This is a genomic window from Bradyrhizobium sp. 159, from assembly GCF_023073795.1.
Taxonomy (GTDB): domain Bacteria; phylum Pseudomonadota; class Alphaproteobacteria; order Rhizobiales; family Xanthobacteraceae; genus Bradyrhizobium.
Window position 1 is genome coordinate 233,253 of the sequence record NZ_JADPKE010000101.1, and the last position, 19,021, is coordinate 252,273.

The following is a 19,021-nucleotide window of genomic DNA, read 5'->3' on the forward strand; positions in this document are numbered from 1 at the left end:
GGGGTTATGCGAGGTGCAGCACGTCGGCCACGGGCAGGCGCGGCTTCTGCGGCCAGTTGCCAGACCGCTCCGGCCCGACGGTCAGCAGCATGACCGGGATTTCGTCTTCGGCCAGGCCAAATTCTCTGTGCACCGCCTCTGCATCGAAACCGATCATCGGTGTCGACCCCAGGCCTAGCGAGCGGGCCGCATAGACGATAGCTGCGGCGCCGAAGGTAGCGGAGCGTACGGCCTCGTCGCGCTGGCGCTGCGGATGATTGTCGTACAGGCCGCGAGCAGGCCCCTCCCATTCCGGCACCAGATGTGCCGGCATGATGCCAGCTTCCACGACCGGTGCCAGGCGCTCAGGGACGGTGCTGGCATCGGCCAACTTGCCGACGATGATGAAGGTAACGGCTCCTTCCGTAATTGCGGGCTGATTCCAGGCGATCGGTCGCAGGCGCGCCTTTGCTTCGGTTGAGCGCACGGCGATGAAGCGCCAGTTCTGCAGATGGAAGGATGTCGGCGCCGATGTGCCGATCCGCACGAGCTCACGGATCTGATCGTCGCTGAGGACGGCCGCCGAGTCGTAATACTTGGCAGCACTGCGGCTCAGAATGGTTTCGATCACCGCGTTTGTCGGCAGCGGCCGCGCTGGCCAACGGGAGGTTTCCCTATCGGCAGCGGCAGCAGTTGTAGCAGTGTTGTTCATTGGGTTGCTCCTTTATCAAGTGATGACGGAGCCCAATTTACCCTTGGGAATGATCGTTTCGAGCCTCTATTTGCTCAAATTGATGCTCAAAAGGATCATTCTGACGAACGCCCAGACTCATCGCCGTTGTGCGCCAGTCGGCGCCAGTCCCCCGGTGTCATCCCCATCCTCTCCGCAAATACACGCCGGAAGGCCGAAACGGATTGATACCCGACCGTCTCAGCCACGGCTTCCGTGCTGATCCTTGGGTTCTTGAGTTCGTTGGCGGCCATGCTGATGCGAAGATCGGTCAACAGGTCGAGGGCGGAGCGACCCAACTTGTCCTGAAAATGGCGCATGAATGTCGCGCGTGACATGCCGCATAGATCGGCCAGATCGGGAAGCTTCCAAGCTCGCGCCGGATCAGCGAACATCGCTGCAATGGCCGCTGCCAACCTCGGATGGCCAGCAAGGGCCAACAAGCCTTCGCTGGATTTTCCGGCTTCGCTGGCGGCGCGCAGAACCAGAGTGAATAAGACCGCGGAGAGCGCGTTGAGAATGGCGCGCCCTCCCGCTCTGTCACCTGCGGACTCCATTCGCATCAGGCCAACCAGTCCGGAAAGTTGACTCGATGCCGCCGCGATGTCCTCTTCTCTATGGTTTTCCCTGGCGCGCACCACCAGATTTGCCGGCAGGTAGTTGCGGATTAGTCGATCATGGGGCGGCACGACGAAAAACCGTCCGCAGAGGAGATCGAGTTGCTCACCCCGTGCATCGTTCTCGCTCAACATCCATCCTGCTGAGCCCGTGCTTTCGTGCGTGCTGATTGGCGTTTCGCCGCTACCGTCGTGCAGCACATGCCCCGAGCCGTGAGGGAGCAGCACGATGTCCCCGCTTCCAAGCTCCTGTACCGTTCTCGAATCCGGGTCTTCGAAAATGGCGCGGCCCTTGACTATGACATGGTAGGGGATCTCGTTCGCCGCCGCCCTGGGCCAGATAATCCGCCATGGTGCGCCGTAGGCGCAGCGGACCTCGAGTTGGCCGGTAACGGTTATGATTTGCAGGAGATGACTCAACCAGTCGACTTGAGACATAAGACCTCGAGACGTGAATCGCCGACGCAGCATATCAATTTAGCAATGCCTTCGGCGAAAGGCTTGGAGTTCCGTCCTCATTGATCGCGGCGACCAAGGCCAGCACTCTCACCTGTTGATTGCCTTCCTATCGGCGGTGAGTTCAATCATCATCGACACCCAGTTTGAATATGGGTGCTCAGGACTCGCGCAGGAGGTCGGGCGGCGCGCTGCACCACGATCAGGTCTATCCTCAAGGGCAGCAACTCCCCCCCCGATGTTCAAGCGCTGCTGAACTGGCCGTGCCGACCAATCGCAGTGCTGTCAGGCTGATCGAACGGGCGCATCGTTTGGCCGATTGAGACGGGAAGATGCCCTTAAGCCGCAACCGCTCAGAATACGACTGGCGGAAGGCGCAACTCTTTGAAGCGCAAGACGGTCACTCGGAGCATAGTGTTCCACCGAATTCGAGGCGTCTTCACGATCCACTTCTGGTCTTGCGCCTGCCTATTTGGTTAATCCACCCACTTGCGCCTGGCCGTTGAGGCGGTGCGCCATACAAGCTGAGCTTTTTGGCCCTCCAAAATATGTCTGTTTGCGCGCTGATCTTGTCAGGAAACGACGTGTGGCTGTCCTGATCCGTACGGTCGCCTTCATTGCCCCAACCCGAGTTCCGTGGCCACATACGGACAAGGCCGTCATGCCTGGAGAACGATCCATGCGACCCCTGGCGCCTTTTCGAGGTGAACGCAATCAAGAAGTTTGCGTCCCGAAAGGCGCCTGGAATGGTCGTGAGGAAGCCGTCGGCGAGTGTCGCGATGGCGAACGTGACCTTGGCTGCTTCGATTAGGTTGGCAAGGGAATGCAACCCGGTCGGCGCTGCCTGGAAGTCTCCATAAGGTGAACGGCGATTATGACGAGCGAAGTTCAAGGAGGCTCAAATGGATGCCAGCGGCATCATTCTCGACACTAGTGAAGAGCGAGCTCTTTCAACAATGATGGCCTGGCGCGTTCACGAGTTCGGGCCTCCAGAGATCATGAAGTTCGAGAGCGTCCCACGGCCCGAGCCCGGCCCTGGCGAGGTCCTGGTCAAAGTCAAAGCCGCTGGGGTCGGACCATGGGATGGCTGGATCAGGGCTGGCAAGAGCGCTTTGCCGCAACCGCTTCCTCTCACGCTGGGTTCGGATCTTTCCGGTGAAATCGTCGCAATGGGTCCCGGCGTTGTCGAGTTAGCTGTGGGAGATCAGGTATACGGTGTTACGAACCCGCAGTTTGTCGGGGCCTACGCCGAATACGCTGTCGCTTCCGCAGAGATGGTTTCGACTAAGCCAACCTCACTAACCCACGTTGAAGCCGCTTCCCTTCCTGTCGTTTCGGTGACTGCATGGCAGGCGTTGTTTGATCACGCCCAACTCAAAGCAGGTGAAACGGTCGTCATTCACGGCGCGGCCGGCAACGTTGGGTCCTATGCGGTTCAACTGGCCCATCACGCGGGTCTGCAAACTGTCGCAACCGCATCGACGGGCGATATTTCCGCCGTGCGCGATCTCGGCGCAAACCGTGTTGTCGATTACCGGACCCAGCGCTTTGAGGAAGAAGTACGGGACGCAGACGCCGTCATTGATCTGGTCGGCGGCGAAACCCAAACCCGCTCGTTCCAGGTCCTTCGTCGCGGCGGCAAGCTGGTCTCCGCAGTGTCCCGCCCGGATCAGGATCTAGCTACGCGCTATGGTGTCGAAGCCACCTTCTTTCTGGTCAACGTCACGAACCAGTATCTGAGGGAGATCGCCCGCCTCGTCGAGAATGGGAAACTGCGAACAAAGATAGGGGCAGTCTTACCCCTCGCGGATGCGCGCGAGGCTCATCTCATGCTGGAGCACGTGCGGCCTCAGCCGAAAGGAAAGATCGTGCTCGACGTCGGAGCGAGTTGATCGGCTAAACCTCCCGGAGCTTACCCCAAATCTGCAGCCAAACACCACAGCAACTCTCTAAAGGTCGCAATCATGACTACGCCGCATCTCTCCAACGCCCTCATCATTCCCGATTCTCTGCTCGCGAAAGAGGCTACCGAGATCCTGCGCGAACATTCCACTGATCTGCTCTTCAATCACTCCATCCGGGTCTACCTGTTCGCAGCTGAGCAGGGTCGGCAGAGGAAGCTACGGTTCGATACCGAACTCCTCTACGTAGCTGCCGCTTTTCACGATCTCGGTCTGATCAAGAAGTTCTCGAGCCCCGACGAGCGCTTCGAGGTCGATGGCGCAAATGCCGCACGGCAGTTTCTGAGCACCCACAACATCGCTGAAGATCAGGTCCAAACCGTCTGGGAAGCAATCGCGCTGCACACCACCCCCGGCATCCCGAAGTACATGGGTCCCGAAGTCGCGCTCCTCAATTCCGGTGTGCTTCTCGATGTCATCGGGGTGGGGTTCGACCAATTTCCTGCGGAGCTGCGCGAGGAAATCGTCGCCAAGTACCCGCGCACAAACTTCAAAGAGGGCTTCATTCAGGAGTATTTCGCCGGTTTTGCGCACAAGCCAGCTACGACGTATGGCACCGTCAACGCCGCCGTCTGCGAACGTTTCATCCCGGGGTTCAAGAGCCCCAACGCCTGCGATCTCATCGCTGCTTCGCCCTTCCCGGATTCCCAGCACAAGGCTCACCATCATAACTAGGACCTATCCTGTGCTCTGCGAGCTCAACCCCGATCGCGCGCAAGCTACCAGCGCCGACTCGCTGGCCTCCCTCATCTGCCTAACCCTCGGCGCTTGCTTGACAGCGCGATGGGTGCCGCGGCGGGCGCTGTGGTCATTGCTCACGGCGCGGTGGAGCGGCTTGGCTGGGTAGCTGCGGGACTCGCTCTGGGAGCTCTGCCGTCGGCGCTGCTCAGCGGCAGCGGCACATCAGGCCGAAGGGGATGGCGGCGTCGGGCTTCTCATCGGAAGCTTCACCATGACCATCGGTTCGGCTCTGCGTTCTGGTTTCAAGCAGTTGCGTAGATCGTTAAAAGAGGAGGTGCGATGATGTCGATCAGTGGATTTGCCCATCGGATTGGTGCTGTATCAAACCCTCGAGCTATGTCGGCAAAAGCAGCGAGAAAAGCACTGAGAACGGCCGCCGTCCCGCTGATAGCAGCAGCGATCGCCTTGGGAGCCCCGCCGGCGATCGCGCAGGGCCGGGAGCAGGTGAAAGTCGCCTTCGCGCACGCACTGCCGAATGTCGAAGGAAAGAGGCTGGTTGCTGTGACGGTGACTTATCCTCCCGGAGCCAAATCGCTCGCTCATCACCACGCAGCGTCGGCGTTTATCTACGCCTATGTGCTGTCCGGCGCCATTCGCAGTCAAGTCGGCGACGAACCCGCGAAGATCTATCACGCAGGCGAAAGCTTTTACGAAATGCCCGGTTCGCATCACAGGGTGAGTGAGAACGCGAGTGACAAGGAGTCCGCCGGCTTACTGGCGGTCTTCGTTGTGGATTCCAAGGACGAGCCCTTAACGACGCCAGACAAGGCGCCGGGACCACAATGACAGCGCGACAAATTCGCCCGTTTTCTTTTTTGACCTGCATGGGCCGCTTGGTTGGCCGCCGGGAGAGCAAAATTGACCAATTGAAGTCCGCAGCCCCTGGGTGATCCGGGATACACGAATGTTCGTTCTGTTGCCTCCGGATTGCGGCAGGCCTTTTGCGGGGGCCGGAGTACCTGCATAATAAGGCTCCAGAGTGGAGAGGCAGTAATAGGTGCCGGTACAGGCTGTCGCCATCGTCGTCTGTGAGGGGGTCCAGGCCTTGGACGTGGCGGGGCCGATGGATGTGTTCAGCGAGGCGAATACGTTTCTCGGCAGCGCGGACCGCTACGAAGCCGTATTGGTTGCTGCTCACCGCAATCCGCTGCGCGCGTCGAACGGCATACGCATGGTCGCCGACCTCACCTTCGATGAGGCGGCGGGCGGCTTCGACATCGTTCTGGTGGCCGGCACTCCAACGCCACCGGAAGCGGAGCCCGAACCCTGCCTGCTTCAGTGGGTCAAGGAGCTGCCGTGGCGCTCGAGCGTCTATGGATCGATCTGCACAGGGGCTTTTGTGCTCGGCTATGCCGGCCTTCTCGACGATCGGCGTGTCACAACCCATTGGCAGGATGCACAGGCACTGGCGGCCAGGTTTCCGAAGGCAAAAGTCGAACCGGATCTGATCTATGTCCGCGATGGACGGTTGATCACCGCGGCTGGTGTGACTGCGGGGATAGATCTGGGCTTGGCGCTCGTCGGGCAGCGGCACGGCGCGGAAACGGCTCTCAAGGTCGCCAAGCGGCTGGTCGTGGTTGCGCAGCGCCAGGGCGGCCAGTCGCAGTTCAGTCCCTATCTCACGGCGCCTGCTGATCCGGAATCGCCAATCGCACGCATCCAGGAGCATGTCGTGGCGAATATTGGGGATCGCCACACATTGGAGTCGCTTGCCGCTGTGGTCGGCATGAGCCCACGGAATCTGGCCCGACATTTCGGGCAGGTGACCGGGACCACACCGCACGAATTCGTCGAGCGCGCCCGCGTTGATGCCGCGCGCATGATGCTGGAAGCAAGCGACCGGCCGCTGAAGGCCATTGCCTTCGATTGCGGCTTCGGGTCGGCTGACCGGATGAGAATCGTCTTCAGCACCCGTCTTGGCGTAACCCCTGTCCAATATCGCGCTAGCTTCCGACGGGCGCAGTCGGAATAGATCGCGAGCTAAACACGAAAGCGCTGTCTCCTGCTGGTGCGAGGGCGCCAACGAGCCTCTTGTCAGGAAACGACGGACGGCTGTCCTGATCCGTAGCATTCCGTTCGTTGTCCGGAGCAGGGCACTGTTGCCTAATACGACAAGCAACCAGCCCATTACTCAAACGAGGAGATTGCTCCATGTCTGAGATCATCGCCGGCATCCGCGTGCCTGACAGCGCCATCGCGCGCGCAGCCACGCAGCTCGTGCGCGATACCGAAGACGACCTGCTCTACAATCATAGTCGCCGTGTCTTCCTGTGGGGCGCACTCACGGGTGAGCGCCGCGAGCTGAAATACGACCCGGAGCTGCTTTACCTCGGCGCGATGTTCCACGATATGGGCCTCACCGAGAAATACTCGAGCCCCGATCTGCGCTTCGAGGTCGACGGCGCCAATGCCGCCCGCAAATTCATGAAAAGCTACGGCGTGCCGGAACGCGACATCGAGGATGTCTGGACCGCGATCGCACTCCATACCACGCCCGGAATCCCCGAGCATATGCGCCCAACCATCGCGCTGGTGACCGCGGGTGTGGAGATGGATGTGCTCGGCATCGCCTATCACGACTTCACGCATGAACAGCGTGAGCATGTCTGCGTCCATCATCAGCGCGAGACGAACTTCAAGGAGAACATCATAGATCACTTCGCTCGCGGCATCATCAAGAAGCCGCTGACGACGTTCGGGAATGTGAAGGCTGATGTCCTGGCGCTGAAGGACATGAACTATGTCCGTCAGAACTTCTGCTCAATCATCCTTGGCTCAGCTTGGCCAAACTGACCCCCGTTGCCGCGAGCCGGGGAGGAAGATGCAGCACCAACCGTAAGAGGATGTCCGGTCCTGAAGAAGAAGCCGTGACCCGCGGCGGCGAGCAGCGTGGGCTTTCGCAGAGCCCGATCGAATCGAGTTGTAATACCTAGTCGAAGAGGAGACCGCGATGGGAAGCCGGGAAGAACTGATCCAGCGTAGCATTCCGTTTCTCCGGGAAGTCAAGGACATGACACCCGGAGCCAAGATGGAACGATGGCTTAACGAGACATATGGTGAAGATAGCGCGCTCTACCAGGACCTCGCTCGTCTGATCAAGATCGGGGTCGAGGAGGGATGGGCGGCAAACCAGGAAGTGGACGGCCCGAACTACCGGCGCAGTCGGATCATGGAGCCGACCCCCGAAACGTTCCAGTTCAGCATCACGGCTGTTTACATGAACAGCGCCGATCCGCGCCGCTTCAAGGATGAGCACGAACACGACGTCCTTCGCGGACAGTATCATGGCCATCCCTATGGCGAGCTCAACCTTGTGGTGCCCTTGAACAAGGGCGCGGAGTTGAAGGGGTTGCAGGGGTGGCAGGGACCGGGCTGGACGGCACCCGATCCGGGCAGCAGGCATTATCCCGAGGTCAGGGGCGGTGCGGTTATCGCGCTGTTTTATCTGCCGGCTGGACGCATATCATACGATTTCGAGCCTCCGACCAGATGAGCGAAACAAAAACCTCTCGAGCCTAGTGAGGATTGTGAAGCGCTTGGGTATCGGCAATGAAAGCGCCTTCAGCGGTTCGGCCTGTCCGCTCGTCTCAAGGGTTGGCTAGCTCGATGAGCGAGTTCTCCGAGCTTGTCAGACAGGCCGCGCGAAAGCGACGCAGAAGTCAGGCGCATCGCCGCAGATTTGCGAACATCAACAATGCGGCAGAGACCAGGAAGTAAAACGCACCAAAGGCCGCGTAGGGTGCTACATCCAAAATCGTCGGAACCTTAGCGAGACTCGATTGCGCGACAAAGAACACGCCGGCAAGCATTGACTGCGCTCCGCTCAGGATCATTGCCCATTGCGCACCGAACGTGCGCCAGCGACGAACGCCGGTGACCAGTTGGGCCAATCCCGCGGCGGTTGCCCAGATCCCGAAGACCGCGAGCACTACATGCATGCTTAACTGCAAACCGACGGCCACTGCGAGCGCGGCGACGAGACTCACTGCGACATTAAGCGCCTGTGTTTGGTTCGCTCTGAGACCACCGCTGTTGCGAGCATCAAACCAGGTGGCAAACGCGTCCCAAGCAGGATAGCTGACTAGCAGCAGCGCCGCGGCTACGGTATTTGCACCGCCGATCGCAACCGCGGCTGCGGCCCACGCCGCAGCAACGATGGCCCGAGCGAGATAATAGCCCGAAAGATTCGGCGTTAGTTCCGCTTGCGTGCGCGCATTTGTCAAAACGCGTGTTGTCGTTGTCATTTCACTCTCCATCACTGAGTGAGACCAGCTGTCTACCGAACGGAAGACCAACAGGTGCCTTGTCCACCTGTACGCTGACCGAGTCAGCCGGCGGGAAGATGCTGTCATACATTGCGCGGGCTTCTCTAATTAGGCGGGCTCGCTCGCGCTCAGACTTCGAGATAAACTGAATAATTTCACCCATATTTCGCTCCTGACTTAGCTTTGCCAGATGTCGAGCGCCTCATGCTTGCCGATGGCGCGAAGACGTTAGGAGGCCACGAACGAGAGCAACTCGGCGTTGATGATCTCGGCGTGGGTCGTGCACAGGCCGTGGGGCAGCTTCTCGTAAATCTTGAGAGTGCTGCGGTTGAGCAGCTTCGAGGAAAGGGGAGCAGAATCGGCAACCGGTACGATTTGATCGTCGTCGCCGTGCAGGACGAGCGCTGGCACTGTGATGTTTTTCAGATCATCGCTGAAGTCAGTTTCCGAGAAAGCTTTGATGCCATCGTAGTGTGCCTTCGCGCTGCCCATCATGCCCTGGCGCCACCAATTCCAGATGACCGCCTGCGACGCCTGGGCCCCCGCGCGGTTGTAACCGTAGAAGGGACCGCTCGCGAAATTGAGATAGAACTGCGGCCTGTTGGCGGCGAGTTGATTGCGCAAATCGTCAAACACTTCGATGGGTAAGCCGCCAGGATTGGCGCCGGTCTTCAGCATCAGCGGCGGTACTGCGGCGATCAAAACCAGCTTGGCCACCCGATCATTGCCATAACGGGCGACGTATCGCGCGGCTTCCCCGCCACCAGTGGAGTGGCCGACGTGAATGGCATTGCGAAGATCGAGATGCTCGACAACAGCCGCTGCATCGGACGCGTAGTGATCCATATCGTGGCCATCGCTTACCTGGCTCGACCGCCCGTGACCGCGGCGATCATGGGCGATGACACGATAACCTTTGGCGACGAAGAAGAGCATTTGGCTCTCCCAGTCGTCAGAGCTCAGGGGCCAGCCGTGGTGAAAGACAATGGGCTGGGCAGATTTCGGTCCCCAGTCTTTGTAGAAAATCTGTGCGCCGTCTTTGGTGGTGATGAGGGTCATGGGATAGGTCCTTTGAGCGGGGTGTGCCGAAATCTGTGTGCCCGCCGCCGAAGTGGAGCGGAGTGTCAATGAGGCCGCGTACATGAGCGTGGTTGCGAGTAGTTTTCGGCGTGAGGTGCTCGCAAGCCGTCTGACGGAGTTGTTCTAGGCCATTATGCGTCTCCGAGGAGTTGGCGTGGGCAAGACGATTTCTATCGAACCGTGAGTGTCACTGCGCCAGAGCGATTGATGTACTTGTCGAGAGATTGCTGTTACGTGCGTGTCATCGCGCGGTTTCGCGGGTCAAGCGTCTGAAGCTGCGTTGAAGGGCTATGTGCAAGGTATAGCCCAGCGCCGCTGCGACCGAGACGATCGAGCCGTAGGTATCGTGGGTTCACTCTGATCGAACCGATGCTGGAGCGGCGGTTGAGGCCCAGTGCTTTCATGTGGGAGAAGGGAAGGCGCGAGATGCCACCATCGAAACAGGTGCAACCAGAGGCAGCGCGACGGGACAGATCATCGACGCGCGTAAGAGGGCAGCCTAAGCTCTAAACGCGTGGTCGCAACCTGATCTTTCAAGGTTGTACTATCGGACTATTCACGATTCTCGCGCCGAGCCGCGAACGCCACGTGCGCCTCCTGCCGGATCCCGACAAGACTCCACAGAGCTACGAGGGAGCCAAGGGTATTGTCGCGAAAGTCGCCGACGCCGCTCGGGGCATCCTTGATTCGGTCGAGGAAACGGTCGACATCGAGACCTTGATCCCGCTCCGCCAACGACGTCGGCGCCGAATGAACCCTCAGCCATTCAACTGGGCTCTATAGATCCGTAGAAGGTTCCCGCGGGCTTGGCCCCGAAGCCCTGATCAAAGCGCCGACTATCCCGCCGCGCTAGGCTAGCTTTCACTCCTTATCGTAATATTCGCTTGGAAAGGGGTTTTTCACAATCCTCACATCATTCGCAGTAACGCGAGCTTCCAGAAAGACGCCGTAGTCCATTCACGGTAGCAGCGCGGCTGCCTTGGTTACCGCGGCGCTGTAATTGTTGACGAGCTGTTGCACGGACGCCGCCGACATGTCGAGGACCGGCTTCGGATAAAATCCTAACAGGATGGTGAGGACCGCCAGCGGCATCAGCATCAGGCTCTCACGTAAGGTGAGGTCCTTGATGCTGGCCGGCTTGACCAGCGCGCCGAAGATGATTTTGCGATAAAGCCAGAGTGCGTAGGCCGCGGAGAGGATCGTTCCTATCGTGGCGAAGACGGTGGTCGGCACCGACACCTTGAACGTGCCGATCAGCGTCATGAACTCGCCGACGAAACCGGAGGTGCCGGGCAGCCCGACATTGGCCAGGGTGAAAACCATGAACACCAGCGCATAAAACGGCATTCGGTTGACGAGGCCGCCATAGGCCGCAATTTCGCGGGTGTGCATGCGGTCGTAGACGATGCCGACGCAGAGGAACAGCGCGCCCGACACGATGCCGTGCGAGATCATCTGGAACACGCCGCCGGCCACGCCCTGAATGGTGCCGGCAAAGATGCCCATGGTGACGAAGCCCATATGGGCGACGGAGGCATAGGCGATCAGCTTTTTCATGTCCTCCTGCATCAGCGCCACCAGCGAAGTGTAGATGATCGCGATCACCGAGAGCGAGAAGATCAACGGCGTGAAATCGTGCGAGGCCAGCGGAAACATCGGCAGCGAGAAACGCAGGAAACCATAGCCCCCCAACTTCAAGAGGATCGCTGCCAGGACCACCGAGCCGGCGGTTGGCGCCTCGACATGGGCGTCGGGAAGCCAGGTATGCACCGGCCACATCGGCAACTTCACCGCAAACGACGCAAAGAAGGCAAGCCAGGCCCAGGTCTGCAACGAGCGCGGCAAGGCCGTATGCATCAGGGTGGGGATATCCGTGGTGCTGCCGTTCCAGTACAGCGCCATGATCGCGAGCAGCATTAACACCGAGCCGAGAAACGTGTAGAGGAAGAACTTGAACGAGGCGTAGACCCGGCGCGGACCGCCCCAGATCCCGATGATCAGGAACATCGGGATTAAGGTGCCCTCGAAAAAGAGATAGAACAGCACGAGGTCGAGCGCACAGAAGGTGCCGACCATCAGCGTTTCCATGATCAAGAACGCCATCATGTATTCGCGCAGGCGCGACGTCACGGATTTCCAGCTCGCCACGATACAGAACGGCATCAAGGCGGTGGTCAGGATCACGAACGGCAGCGAAATGCCGTCGACACCCATGTGATAGGTGGTGCCGCTGGCAAGCCACGGAGTCTTTTCGACGAACTGGAAATCCGGCTGCGCCGGGTCGAAGCGCCAGACCAGGATCAGCGAAACGGCGAAGGTGATCAGCGTGGTCCACAGCGCGATCCAGCGCGCATTGCGATTGGCGGCCTCGTCTTCGCCGCGGATAATATAAATCAGCAGCGCACCGACTACCGGCAGGAAGGCTACAACCGAGAGAATCGGCCAGGTTGTCATCACCGCCCTCCCACGCCGAACATGAACCAGGTCATCAATCCTGCAACGCCGATCAGCATCGCGAAGCCGTAGTGATGCATATAGCCGGTTTGCAGCTTGACGACGTTGCGGGTGACGTCAAGCACCCGCGCCGACACGCCATCTGGGCCGAAGCCGCCGACCACATGGCCATCGCCAAACTTCCACAGGAAGCGGCCAAGGCACTTGGTGAGACGAACGAAGATCAGCTCGTACAGTTCGTCGAAATACCGCTTGTTGAGCAGGAACTCGTAGGGCATCTGGTGCTGGCGGACGAGCTCGACGGGCATGTAAGCCCGGCGGATATAGAACACGTAGGAAATGTAAACGCCGATTGCCATCAACACCGTTGGCAAGACAATTATCCACTCCGGGATAGTTACCATGTCCTCGATGGTATGCGGATGCATTTTCAGCGACTCGCGAAAGAATTCATCCACGCTGCTGCCGGCGAACACTTCCTTGAACGGAAAACCGACGAAGATTGTCCAGCCGCCAGAACGCCGATCGGAATCAGCATCCATATCGGGCTTTCATGCGCGGCCTCGTAATACGCCCGGTCATGCGGCTCGCCGACCAAGGTCTTTAAGACGAGCCGCCAGGAGTAGAACGCGGTCAGTCCTGCTGCGATCACCGTCATCCAGAAGCCATAGAACGCCAGCGGATTGCGCGAGACGAACGCGGATTGGCTCGGCTCGCTATCGACAGGAAATATAAGCACAACCAACGATCTCTTGCACTCTTTGTAAGTGATTTCCCATCCAGAACATTCTACCGAAAGAGTACGGTCGCAGGCACTACTTCTCCGCACCTGGTCCACGACGCGGCGTACTTTTGTGGCCAGTTTTCAACTGTTCCACTTTCGAGGAACCTCGATACGCGACGCGCCATCGCCTTATTAATTGGCGTATAAGCACACGAATTACGGGATCGCGCAGGCAATCACCACCGAGTCCATATCTTACCGCGCACTGCTACGTAACCGTCAGCAGCGGCTTCATCACCGGTGCCCGCCCGACCGCGCGCACGACGTGGCGCGATCTCCTCGGGAATATGCTTCGCATGTCGTGCATTCATGTCGTTAGACCCGCGAGATTCATCAGCATTCTGATGCTCAGGGCGGCGATCGCCAGTGTAGCAACACTGGTCGTCCAGATCAGCAGCATCCAGCCGATGCGGCGCGCCCACAGCAAGCGAGAAGGACTATTCGGGTTCATCAGTGGTAACCCTCGCCGGCCCGTACCTTGCCGCGGAAGACGTAGTAGGACCACGCGGTATAGACGAGGATAAAGGGAATGACGAACAAAGCGCCCACAAGCGTGAAACCCAGAGTCTGCGGCGGTGCCGCCGCTTCCCAAATCGAAACAGCCGGCGGAATGATGTTCGGCCAGAGACTGATAGCGAGACCGGTATAGCCAAGGAAGATCAAGAGAAGGGCCAGCAGGAAAGGTGCGGCATGGCTGTTGCCGGCAAGCGTCCTGAGGAGCGTCACTGTGGCAAGCGGCACGAGAACTGGCACCGGCGCGAAGAAGAGGAGGTTGGGCAATGAGAACCAGCGGGCCGCGACGTCGGCATGGGCGGAAGGCGTCCACAGGCTGACGACTGCAATAGCCACCACAAGACCGAGGGTGATCGGCCGGGCAAGCTCGCGCATTCGCCGCTGTAGTTCGCCTTCCGTCTTCATTACGAGCCACGTCGCTCCCAACAACGCATAGGCGAGCAGGAGACCGACACCGGCAAACAGGCTAAAGGGCGTAACCCAATCGAACAGCCCGCCTGCGTAAGTGCGTTCCCGGACTTCGAAGCCATTGATGAATGCGCCGAGCGCTACACCTTGCGAGATGGTCGCAATATAGGAGCCCCAGGCGAAGGCCTTGTCCCAGAAGGGCTTATGCGCCTCGTCTGCCTTGAAACGAAACTCGAAGGCGACGCCGCGCCAGATAAGGCCAGCCAGCATTAATACGAGTGGCAGATAGAGCGCGCTCAGGATGACTGAGTAGGCCAGCGGAAAGGCCGCAAGCAGCCCAGCCCCGCCGAACGCCAACCACGTTTCGTTGCCGTCCCACACCGGGGCAACGGTGTTTACCATCGTGTCCCGGTCCTCGCGAGTGCTCACGAAGGGAAAGAGGATGCCGATCCCGAGGTCGAAGCCATCCATGATGACATACATCATGAGGCCGAAACCGATGATCAGTGCCCAGAGGAGGGGAAGGTCGATACCCATGGTCCAGCCTCCTAACCGATCGCCGGATTGATATCGTCCGGCGCTGCAGAGAGCGGCCGCGCCGGGCGCAGAGCCTGACCGCGATCGGGCACACTCTCTTCGTTGTCGTCCTTGCTGGGTCCCTTGGCTACGAGCTTCAGCATGTAGCGGATGCCCGTGCCAAACACAGCGGAATACATGACGATGAACAGGATCAACGTGCTCGACAGCGCGAGCGCCGAATGGTTCGAGACCGCGTGCTCGGTACGCATCACGCCATAGACCACCCAGGGCTGGCGGCCGATCTCGGTAGTGAACCAGCCGGCGAGAATGGCGATCAGTCCGGTCGGTCCCATTAGGGTGGCAAACCACAGGAAACGGCGCGAGTCGTAGAGGCGTCCATGCCAGCGGAGCCATGCCCCCCAAAGGGCGAGCGACAACATCAAGAAGCCGAGCCCGACCATAATCCGGAAAGACCAGAACACGATGGTTGAGTTCGGCCGATCTTGGGGCGGAAATTCGCTGAGTCCAGGAAACTGGCCGTGGGAGCTGTGGGTGAGGATTAGGCTGCCGAGGTGCGGGATCTCGATGGCATAGCGCGTAGTCTCTGCGGCCATATCGGGCCAGCCGAACAGGATCAACGGCACGCCTTGCCCCGGCTCGTTTGACCAGTGACCCTCTACCGCCGCGATTTTTGCAGGCTGATGATGAAGCGTATTGAGCCCATGGGCATCGCCAACAGCGATCTGAAGTGGCGCCAACACCACCAGCATCCACATCGCCATTGAGAGCATGGTGCGCACGGCCGGCGTCGCGCGCCCGCGCAGAAGATGCCAGGCGCCGGAAGCCGCGACGAACAGAGCCGTGGCCAGATAGGCTGCGATCGTCATGTGCGTGAGCCGGTAAGGGAACGAGGGATTGAAGATAACCCTCAACCAATCAACCGGAACGACACGGCCGTCGATGATCTCGAACCCTTGCGGCGTCTGCATCCAACTATTCGAAGCGAGAATCCAGGTCGCCGAGATGAGAGTGCCGAGCGCCACCATCACGGTTGCCAAGAAATGCAAGCCGGGACCTACCTTGTTCCAGCCAAACAGCATGACGCCGAGGAAGCCGGCCTCGAGGAAGAAGGCGGTCAACACCTCGTAGGCGAGCAGTGGCCCCGTGATGCTGCCGGCGAAGGCGGAGAAATAGCTCCAGTTGGTGCCGAACTGGTAGGCCATAACAAGGCCGGAGACGACGCCCATCGCGAAATTGACCGCGAAGATCTTGGACCAGAAATCGTATAGCTCTCGATAGACCGCGTCCTTCTTCCAGAGCCACAGCCCTTCCAGCGCCGCGAGAAAGCTCGCCAGCCCGATCGTGATAGCTGGGAAAATGATGTGGAACGAGATGGTGAATCCGAACTGGATGCGGGCGAGTTCCAGAGCCGTTAATCCGAACATTGCGCGTCCCCGTTTGCCACCGTGAGATCCGGCTCCTGGACAAGAGACCAGGGCGGCCGACCGATGAAGGCGATTGCACGCTTGGGTCGCCTAGCGACTGAAAGCCAAAGCAATGACCCATCACACTCGAATCGTATTTGCTGCAAGCGATTATCCGCTTGCCGATTTCGGCATGCTTGATTGCCGCTGTAGTGAAATTGGATTCGACAAGCACGTTGACGACCGAACCGACAATGAAGGAGGCGCGGGAACGAGCGCGGTCTTCGCATCGTCGCCATGGATGGAGGCATAGTCGTCCTGCGAGTCGCTACGCGCGTTCGCTAGGCTTCGGCACAGAAGCGATTGGCCCGAATATGCCGACTGTCGAAAGAATTCAGCGACAAGTTCGCTCATCAACTCCAATGGTTCATCAGGGCTAGACCCACACTCGAGGGGTCGCACCCCCCGAATGTTGTCGGACGTTACTGACCGCGCTGGCATGGGACTAGCCTTGCAGCATTCGGACGGTTTCGTCCGTTGTCCAAAGGCCATTGGCCATGTATCGAAAGTTGATCAGGGATGCGAGGTAGCCATCTCCCTCGGGCAGTTTGGGCGCAGCCACGGCATCACGGACTACTGCAACCTCGAACCCCTGCTCCAGAAACTCCCTCAGATGGGACTCGACGCACATGTTCGCCAGCATCCCCGCGAGAATGATCTGGTCAACGCGCTGCTTGCGGAGCTGGAGCGGTAAATCATTGACCTGTGGCCCGTATAGCTTATGCGGCGAACAGATGATCGTCTTCCCGTCTTCGATATACTTCTTGAATTCCGGCAAAAAGTCCGCGCCCGAATCTCTGAAGCCGTCCGACGTATATGGCCCCTTCCGATCGAATATACCGATTTGGTGTTGGAAGACTTCAAGCGGGCCCTGTACTTTCCAAGCGTGATCCCAGTGGTAATAATAATGCGGCGAGATCGCGACGACGATTCCAGCCGCCTTCGCAGCTCCGAAGAGGCGGCCGAGATTCGGAACGACATTGTGCTCGGTCACACTCTCGCCGACAACGGGCCATGCTTTACCTGTCGGGCTCATGAAGTCGATCTGCGGATCGATGACAACCAAGGCAGCCCTGGAGGGGTCTAACTTCATGCTGCCCTTCTGAAGCGCCGGGTTCGTAGGATCGGCATATGCATCCGCCGTCGCGGCGTGGGCGGTACCCGCATTTGTTGCCGTGAACGCCGTCGCCGCGGTGACGCCGACCAGGGCCGTCAGAAATGATCGTCGTTGCGGTTTGCAGCAGTCATGGTCGCGCATGTCTATTTCCTCCGTTGAGAATTGTTGAAAAAGACGTTAGGGCTCACTTTTTGTGTCCGCTTGCATTGAAGTGCCGGATCTTACCCAGCCGGCGCTGCCGCTGCGCCAGAGCAATTGCTGTACCTCCAGGGCGATTGCTACTCCTGGTGCGTTATCTATGATCCGCCGGTGTTTCGGCTCGCCACAACGCTGCGAGGATTACCCAGCTTGCCACCACGATGATCCGCGCAGTCACTGTTGCGCGGCATGTTCGTCGCTTGCTCGAGCCGCGCTGCTTGCGCTCCCACCCAGCAGCGCCTTCAGGATTTCTTGGGCAGTTGCAGGATCTGCACTGTCTGGGGCATCTGCCGTAGATTTGGTATGGTCCGGTCGAGCGGAGCTTTGCCTGGAATTTCTCATATCACGGTCCTCGGCTTCTCTTGTGAAACGAATGTCCTGTTAAGGGGCGAGTGTGATCTGATGGCGCCGACCGCAGGCGCACCTGCGGTGACATCAGCGCCAAGCACCGCCAATGGCGACGATATGCTCGATTCCCGAGCCCGGCCACGCCCGTGTTTCGCGCACGGGCGGTTATTGCGCGGTCCAGCCTCCATCGATTGAGATCGTAGTGCCGGTGATCTGATCCGCAGCCGCGGAGCACAGGAACGCCACTGTGCCGCCAAGTTGCGCTGGGGACACAAATTCGAGCGACGGCTGCTTTTCGGCCAGCAACTCGTTCGTCGCTTCCTTCTGGCTGATGTGCTTGTCTGCGGCGATGTCGCTGATCTGCTTTTCCACCAGCGGCGTGCGCACCCAACCGGGGCAGACCGCATTGCAGGTCACGCCGCTGCCGGCGGTCTCCAGACCGACTACCTTGGTGAGGCCGACAAGACCGTGCTTCGCTGCGACATAGGCCGCCTTGTGGGTTGAGGCGACTAGGCCGTGCGCAGAGGCGATGTTGACGATCCGTCCCCAGCGCTGCTTTTTCATGTGAGGCACGGCCATCGCGATGCTGTGGAATGCGGCCGACAGATTGATATCGAGAATGGCCTGCCACCTGGCGGGCGGGAATTCGTCCACCGGCGCGGTGAACTGAATCCCGGCGTTGTTGACGAGGATATCCAGGCGATCGAACTTCTCGATCGTCGCGGCAATCATTCCGCGCACGGCGTCGGCTTTTGACATGTCGCTGGCGTCGTAGACGCAGCGCACACCTTGGTCGCGTTCGAAGCCGCTGCGGATTTTCTCGATATCGCTGGCTTCGCCAAAACCGTTCAGCACGATGTCGGCGCCTAGCTTGGCGAGCTCTTTGGCGATGCCAAGTCCGATGCCGCTGGTCGATCCGGTGACGATTGCTACCTTGCCCTTCAACATGGGAGTCTCCTTTCAACGTGGGGTGATACAGATCGTTCTTGAAAAGGCGTCATGGCCGCGTTGGCCGTGACTTTGATTGCGCGGGCGAAGACCCGTGCGCCTGAGACCTGGTCTCGGGTTCGATGAATATGGGCGGTTCGTCGTACCCGCTTCGGCTGCTGTAGAAGATAAGCGCCATGAGGCCGCTACCGACGACGATCGAGAAGAGCACGCCGAACGCCATCGCAACATACCCTGCCGTCGAAACCTCTATGCTGTCTTCGAGTGTCCAGCCGACGTAGACAACGAAGCAGGTTCCCGCCAGCAGCGTCAGCAGCACGATGAGGATGAGCCATGAGCCGAAGCCCAAACGAGCCGCCGCGTGGTTGGGTGCCGGAGGATTGCTGTGTGTATGCATCTCTATTCCCTTTCGTCGTTGA

Annotated in this window: 18 protein-coding genes and 1 pseudogene; 6 read left to right on the forward strand and 13 right to left on the reverse strand. The window is 59.5% G+C overall.

The genetic code is table 11. From position 1 onward, the window contains the following. Window positions 1-4: 4 nt before the first annotated feature. The gene (locus IVA96_RS32100) at window positions 5-691 is read right to left on the reverse strand and encodes a nitroreductase family protein (RefSeq protein ID WP_247421486.1); all 687 of its coding nucleotides are present in this window, start codon (window positions 689-691) and stop codon (window positions 5-7) included. Between the two features lie 95 nt (window positions 692-786). Next, window positions 787-1,764, reverse strand: coding sequence for an AraC family transcriptional regulator (locus IVA96_RS32105; RefSeq protein ID WP_247421489.1), 978 nt, complete (start codon window positions 1,762-1,764; stop codon window positions 787-789). Window positions 1,765-2,684: 920 nt separating this feature from the next. On the opposite strand from IVA96_RS32105, the gene IVA96_RS32110 reads away from it, so the two are divergent. The 6 genes from IVA96_RS32110 (at window position 2,685) to IVA96_RS32135 (ending at window position 7,977) form a co-directional block, all read left to right on the forward strand. Then, a complete protein-coding gene (locus tag IVA96_RS32110; RefSeq protein WP_247421492.1) occupies window positions 2,685-3,674 on the forward strand; it encodes an NADP-dependent oxidoreductase in 990 nt (329 codons plus the stop codon). A gap of 72 nt (window positions 3,675-3,746) precedes the next feature. Then, entirely contained in the window at window positions 3,747-4,418 is a 672-nt protein-coding gene (locus IVA96_RS32115; RefSeq protein ID WP_247421494.1) for an HD domain-containing protein, read from the forward strand. Between the two features lie 429 nt (window positions 4,419-4,847). Continuing rightward, window positions 4,848-5,270 (forward strand): cupin domain-containing protein, encoded by a 423-nt coding sequence (locus tag IVA96_RS32120; RefSeq protein ID WP_247421611.1) that lies wholly within the window; start codon window positions 4,848-4,850, stop codon window positions 5,268-5,270. Window positions 5,271-5,481: 211 nt separating this feature from the next. Beyond that, window positions 5,482-6,456 (forward strand): DJ-1/PfpI family protein, encoded by a 975-nt coding sequence (locus IVA96_RS32125; protein WP_247421496.1) that lies wholly within the window; start codon window positions 5,482-5,484, stop codon window positions 6,454-6,456. Between the two features lie 179 nt (window positions 6,457-6,635). Next, entirely contained in the window at window positions 6,636-7,277 is a 642-nt protein-coding gene (locus IVA96_RS32130; RefSeq protein WP_247421499.1) for an HD domain-containing protein, read from the forward strand. A 157-nt stretch (window positions 7,278-7,434) separates the two neighbouring features. Beyond that, window positions 7,435-7,977 carry a DUF4863 family protein gene (locus IVA96_RS32135; protein ID WP_247421502.1) on the forward strand — a complete coding sequence of 181 codons (543 nt, stop codon included), beginning with the start codon at window positions 7,435-7,437 and terminating at the stop codon, window positions 7,975-7,977. Between the two features lie 166 nt (window positions 7,978-8,143). Here the strand turns inward: IVA96_RS32135 and IVA96_RS32140 are convergent, their stop codons facing one another. The 11 genes and pseudogenes from IVA96_RS32140 to IVA96_RS32190 form a co-directional block, all read right to left on the reverse strand. Beyond that, window positions 8,144-8,728 carry a DUF308 domain-containing protein gene (locus IVA96_RS32140; protein ID WP_247421505.1) on the reverse strand — a complete coding sequence of 195 codons (585 nt, stop codon included), beginning with the start codon at window positions 8,726-8,728 and terminating at the stop codon, window positions 8,144-8,146. A gap of 1 nt (window position 8,729) precedes the next feature. Continuing rightward, the gene (locus IVA96_RS32145; protein ID WP_247421508.1) at window positions 8,730-8,912 is read right to left on the reverse strand and encodes a hypothetical protein; all 183 of its coding nucleotides are present in this window, start codon (window positions 8,910-8,912) and stop codon (window positions 8,730-8,732) included. 65 nt (window positions 8,913-8,977) lie between these two features. After that, window positions 8,978-9,808: an alpha/beta hydrolase gene (locus tag IVA96_RS32150; RefSeq protein WP_247421510.1), complete on the reverse strand. Its 831-nt coding sequence runs from the start codon at window positions 9,806-9,808 to the stop codon at window positions 8,978-8,980. Window positions 9,809-10,786: 978 nt separating this feature from the next. Next, complete coding sequence (locus IVA96_RS32155) at window positions 10,787-12,283, reverse strand: NADH-quinone oxidoreductase subunit M (RefSeq protein ID WP_247421513.1); 1,497 nt, start codon at window positions 12,281-12,283, stop codon at window positions 10,787-10,789. Beyond that, window positions 12,283-12,989, reverse strand: a pseudogene (locus IVA96_RS32160) (NADH-quinone oxidoreductase subunit L); the annotation flags it as partial. The gene IVA96_RS32155 and the pseudogene IVA96_RS32160, both read right to left, overlap by 1 nt. Before the next feature lie 385 nt (window positions 12,990-13,374). Then, window positions 13,375-13,518, reverse strand: coding sequence for a DUF2474 domain-containing protein (locus IVA96_RS32165; RefSeq protein ID WP_247421516.1), 144 nt, complete (start codon window positions 13,516-13,518; stop codon window positions 13,375-13,377). Then, the gene (gene cydB / locus IVA96_RS32170) at window positions 13,518-14,525 is read right to left on the reverse strand and encodes a cytochrome d ubiquinol oxidase subunit II (RefSeq protein ID WP_247421519.1); all 1,008 of its coding nucleotides are present in this window, start codon (window positions 14,523-14,525) and stop codon (window positions 13,518-13,520) included. The genes IVA96_RS32165 and cydB overlap by 1 nt, the downstream gene beginning before the upstream one ends. Window positions 14,526-14,536: 11 nt before the next feature. Continuing rightward, a complete protein-coding gene (locus IVA96_RS32175; protein ID WP_247421522.1) occupies window positions 14,537-15,952 on the reverse strand; it encodes a cytochrome ubiquinol oxidase subunit I in 1,416 nt (471 codons plus the stop codon). A 484-nt stretch (window positions 15,953-16,436) separates the two neighbouring features. After that, window positions 16,437-17,249, reverse strand: a complete 813-nt coding sequence (locus IVA96_RS32180; protein ID WP_247421525.1) for an isochorismatase family protein — start codon at window positions 17,247-17,249, stop codon at window positions 16,437-16,439. A 570-nt stretch (window positions 17,250-17,819) separates the two neighbouring features. Further along, the gene (locus tag IVA96_RS32185) at window positions 17,820-18,602 is read right to left on the reverse strand and encodes a 3-hydroxybutyrate dehydrogenase (protein WP_247421528.1); all 783 of its coding nucleotides are present in this window, start codon (window positions 18,600-18,602) and stop codon (window positions 17,820-17,822) included. A 49-nt stretch (window positions 18,603-18,651) separates the two neighbouring features. Further along, on the reverse strand, window positions 18,652-18,999 hold the full coding sequence (locus tag IVA96_RS32190; RefSeq protein WP_247421531.1) for a hypothetical protein: 348 nt from the start codon (window positions 18,997-18,999) through the stop codon (window positions 18,652-18,654). Window positions 19,000-19,021: the final 22 nt, after the last annotated feature.

Coding starts and splice junctions, on each gene's coding strand:
- IVA96_RS32100 (WP_247421486.1), bottom strand. CDS start 691: ATGAACAACACTGCTACAACTGCTGCCGCTGCCGATAGGGAAACCTCC.
- IVA96_RS32105 (WP_247421489.1), bottom strand. CDS start 1,764: ATGTCTCAAGTCGACTGGTTGAGTCATCTCCTGCAAATCATAACCGTT.
- IVA96_RS32110 (WP_247421492.1), top strand. CDS start 2,685: ATGGATGCCAGCGGCATCATTCTCGACACTAGTGAAGAGCGAGCTCTT.
- IVA96_RS32115 (WP_247421494.1), top strand. CDS start 3,747: ATGACTACGCCGCATCTCTCCAACGCCCTCATCATTCCCGATTCTCTG.
- IVA96_RS32130 (WP_247421499.1), top strand. CDS start 6,636: ATGTCTGAGATCATCGCCGGCATCCGCGTGCCTGACAGCGCCATCGCG.
- IVA96_RS32135 (WP_247421502.1), top strand. CDS start 7,435: ATGGGAAGCCGGGAAGAACTGATCCAGCGTAGCATTCCGTTTCTCCGG.
- IVA96_RS32140 (WP_247421505.1), bottom strand. CDS start 8,728: ATGACAACGACAACACGCGTTTTGACAAATGCGCGCACGCAAGCGGAA.
- IVA96_RS32145 (WP_247421508.1), bottom strand. CDS start 8,912: ATGGGTGAAATTATTCAGTTTATCTCGAAGTCTGAGCGCGAGCGAGCC.
- IVA96_RS32150 (WP_247421510.1), bottom strand. CDS start 9,808: ATGACCCTCATCACCACCAAAGACGGCGCACAGATTTTCTACAAAGAC.
- IVA96_RS32155 (WP_247421513.1), bottom strand. CDS start 12,283: ATGACAACCTGGCCGATTCTCTCGGTTGTAGCCTTCCTGCCGGTAGTC.
- IVA96_RS32165 (WP_247421516.1), bottom strand. CDS start 13,518: ATGAACCCGAATAGTCCTTCTCGCTTGCTGTGGGCGCGCCGCATCGGC.
- cydB (WP_247421519.1), bottom strand. CDS start 14,525: ATGGGTATCGACCTTCCCCTCCTCTGGGCACTGATCATCGGTTTCGGC.
- IVA96_RS32175 (WP_247421522.1), bottom strand. CDS start 15,952: ATGTTCGGATTAACGGCTCTGGAACTCGCCCGCATCCAGTTCGGATTC.
- IVA96_RS32180 (WP_247421525.1), bottom strand. CDS start 17,249: ATGCGCGACCATGACTGCTGCAAACCGCAACGACGATCATTTCTGACG.
- IVA96_RS32185 (WP_247421528.1), bottom strand. CDS start 18,602: ATGTTGAAGGGCAAGGTAGCAATCGTCACCGGATCGACCAGCGGCATC.
- IVA96_RS32190 (WP_247421531.1), bottom strand. CDS start 18,999: ATGCATACACACAGCAATCCTCCGGCACCCAACCACGCGGCGGCTCGT.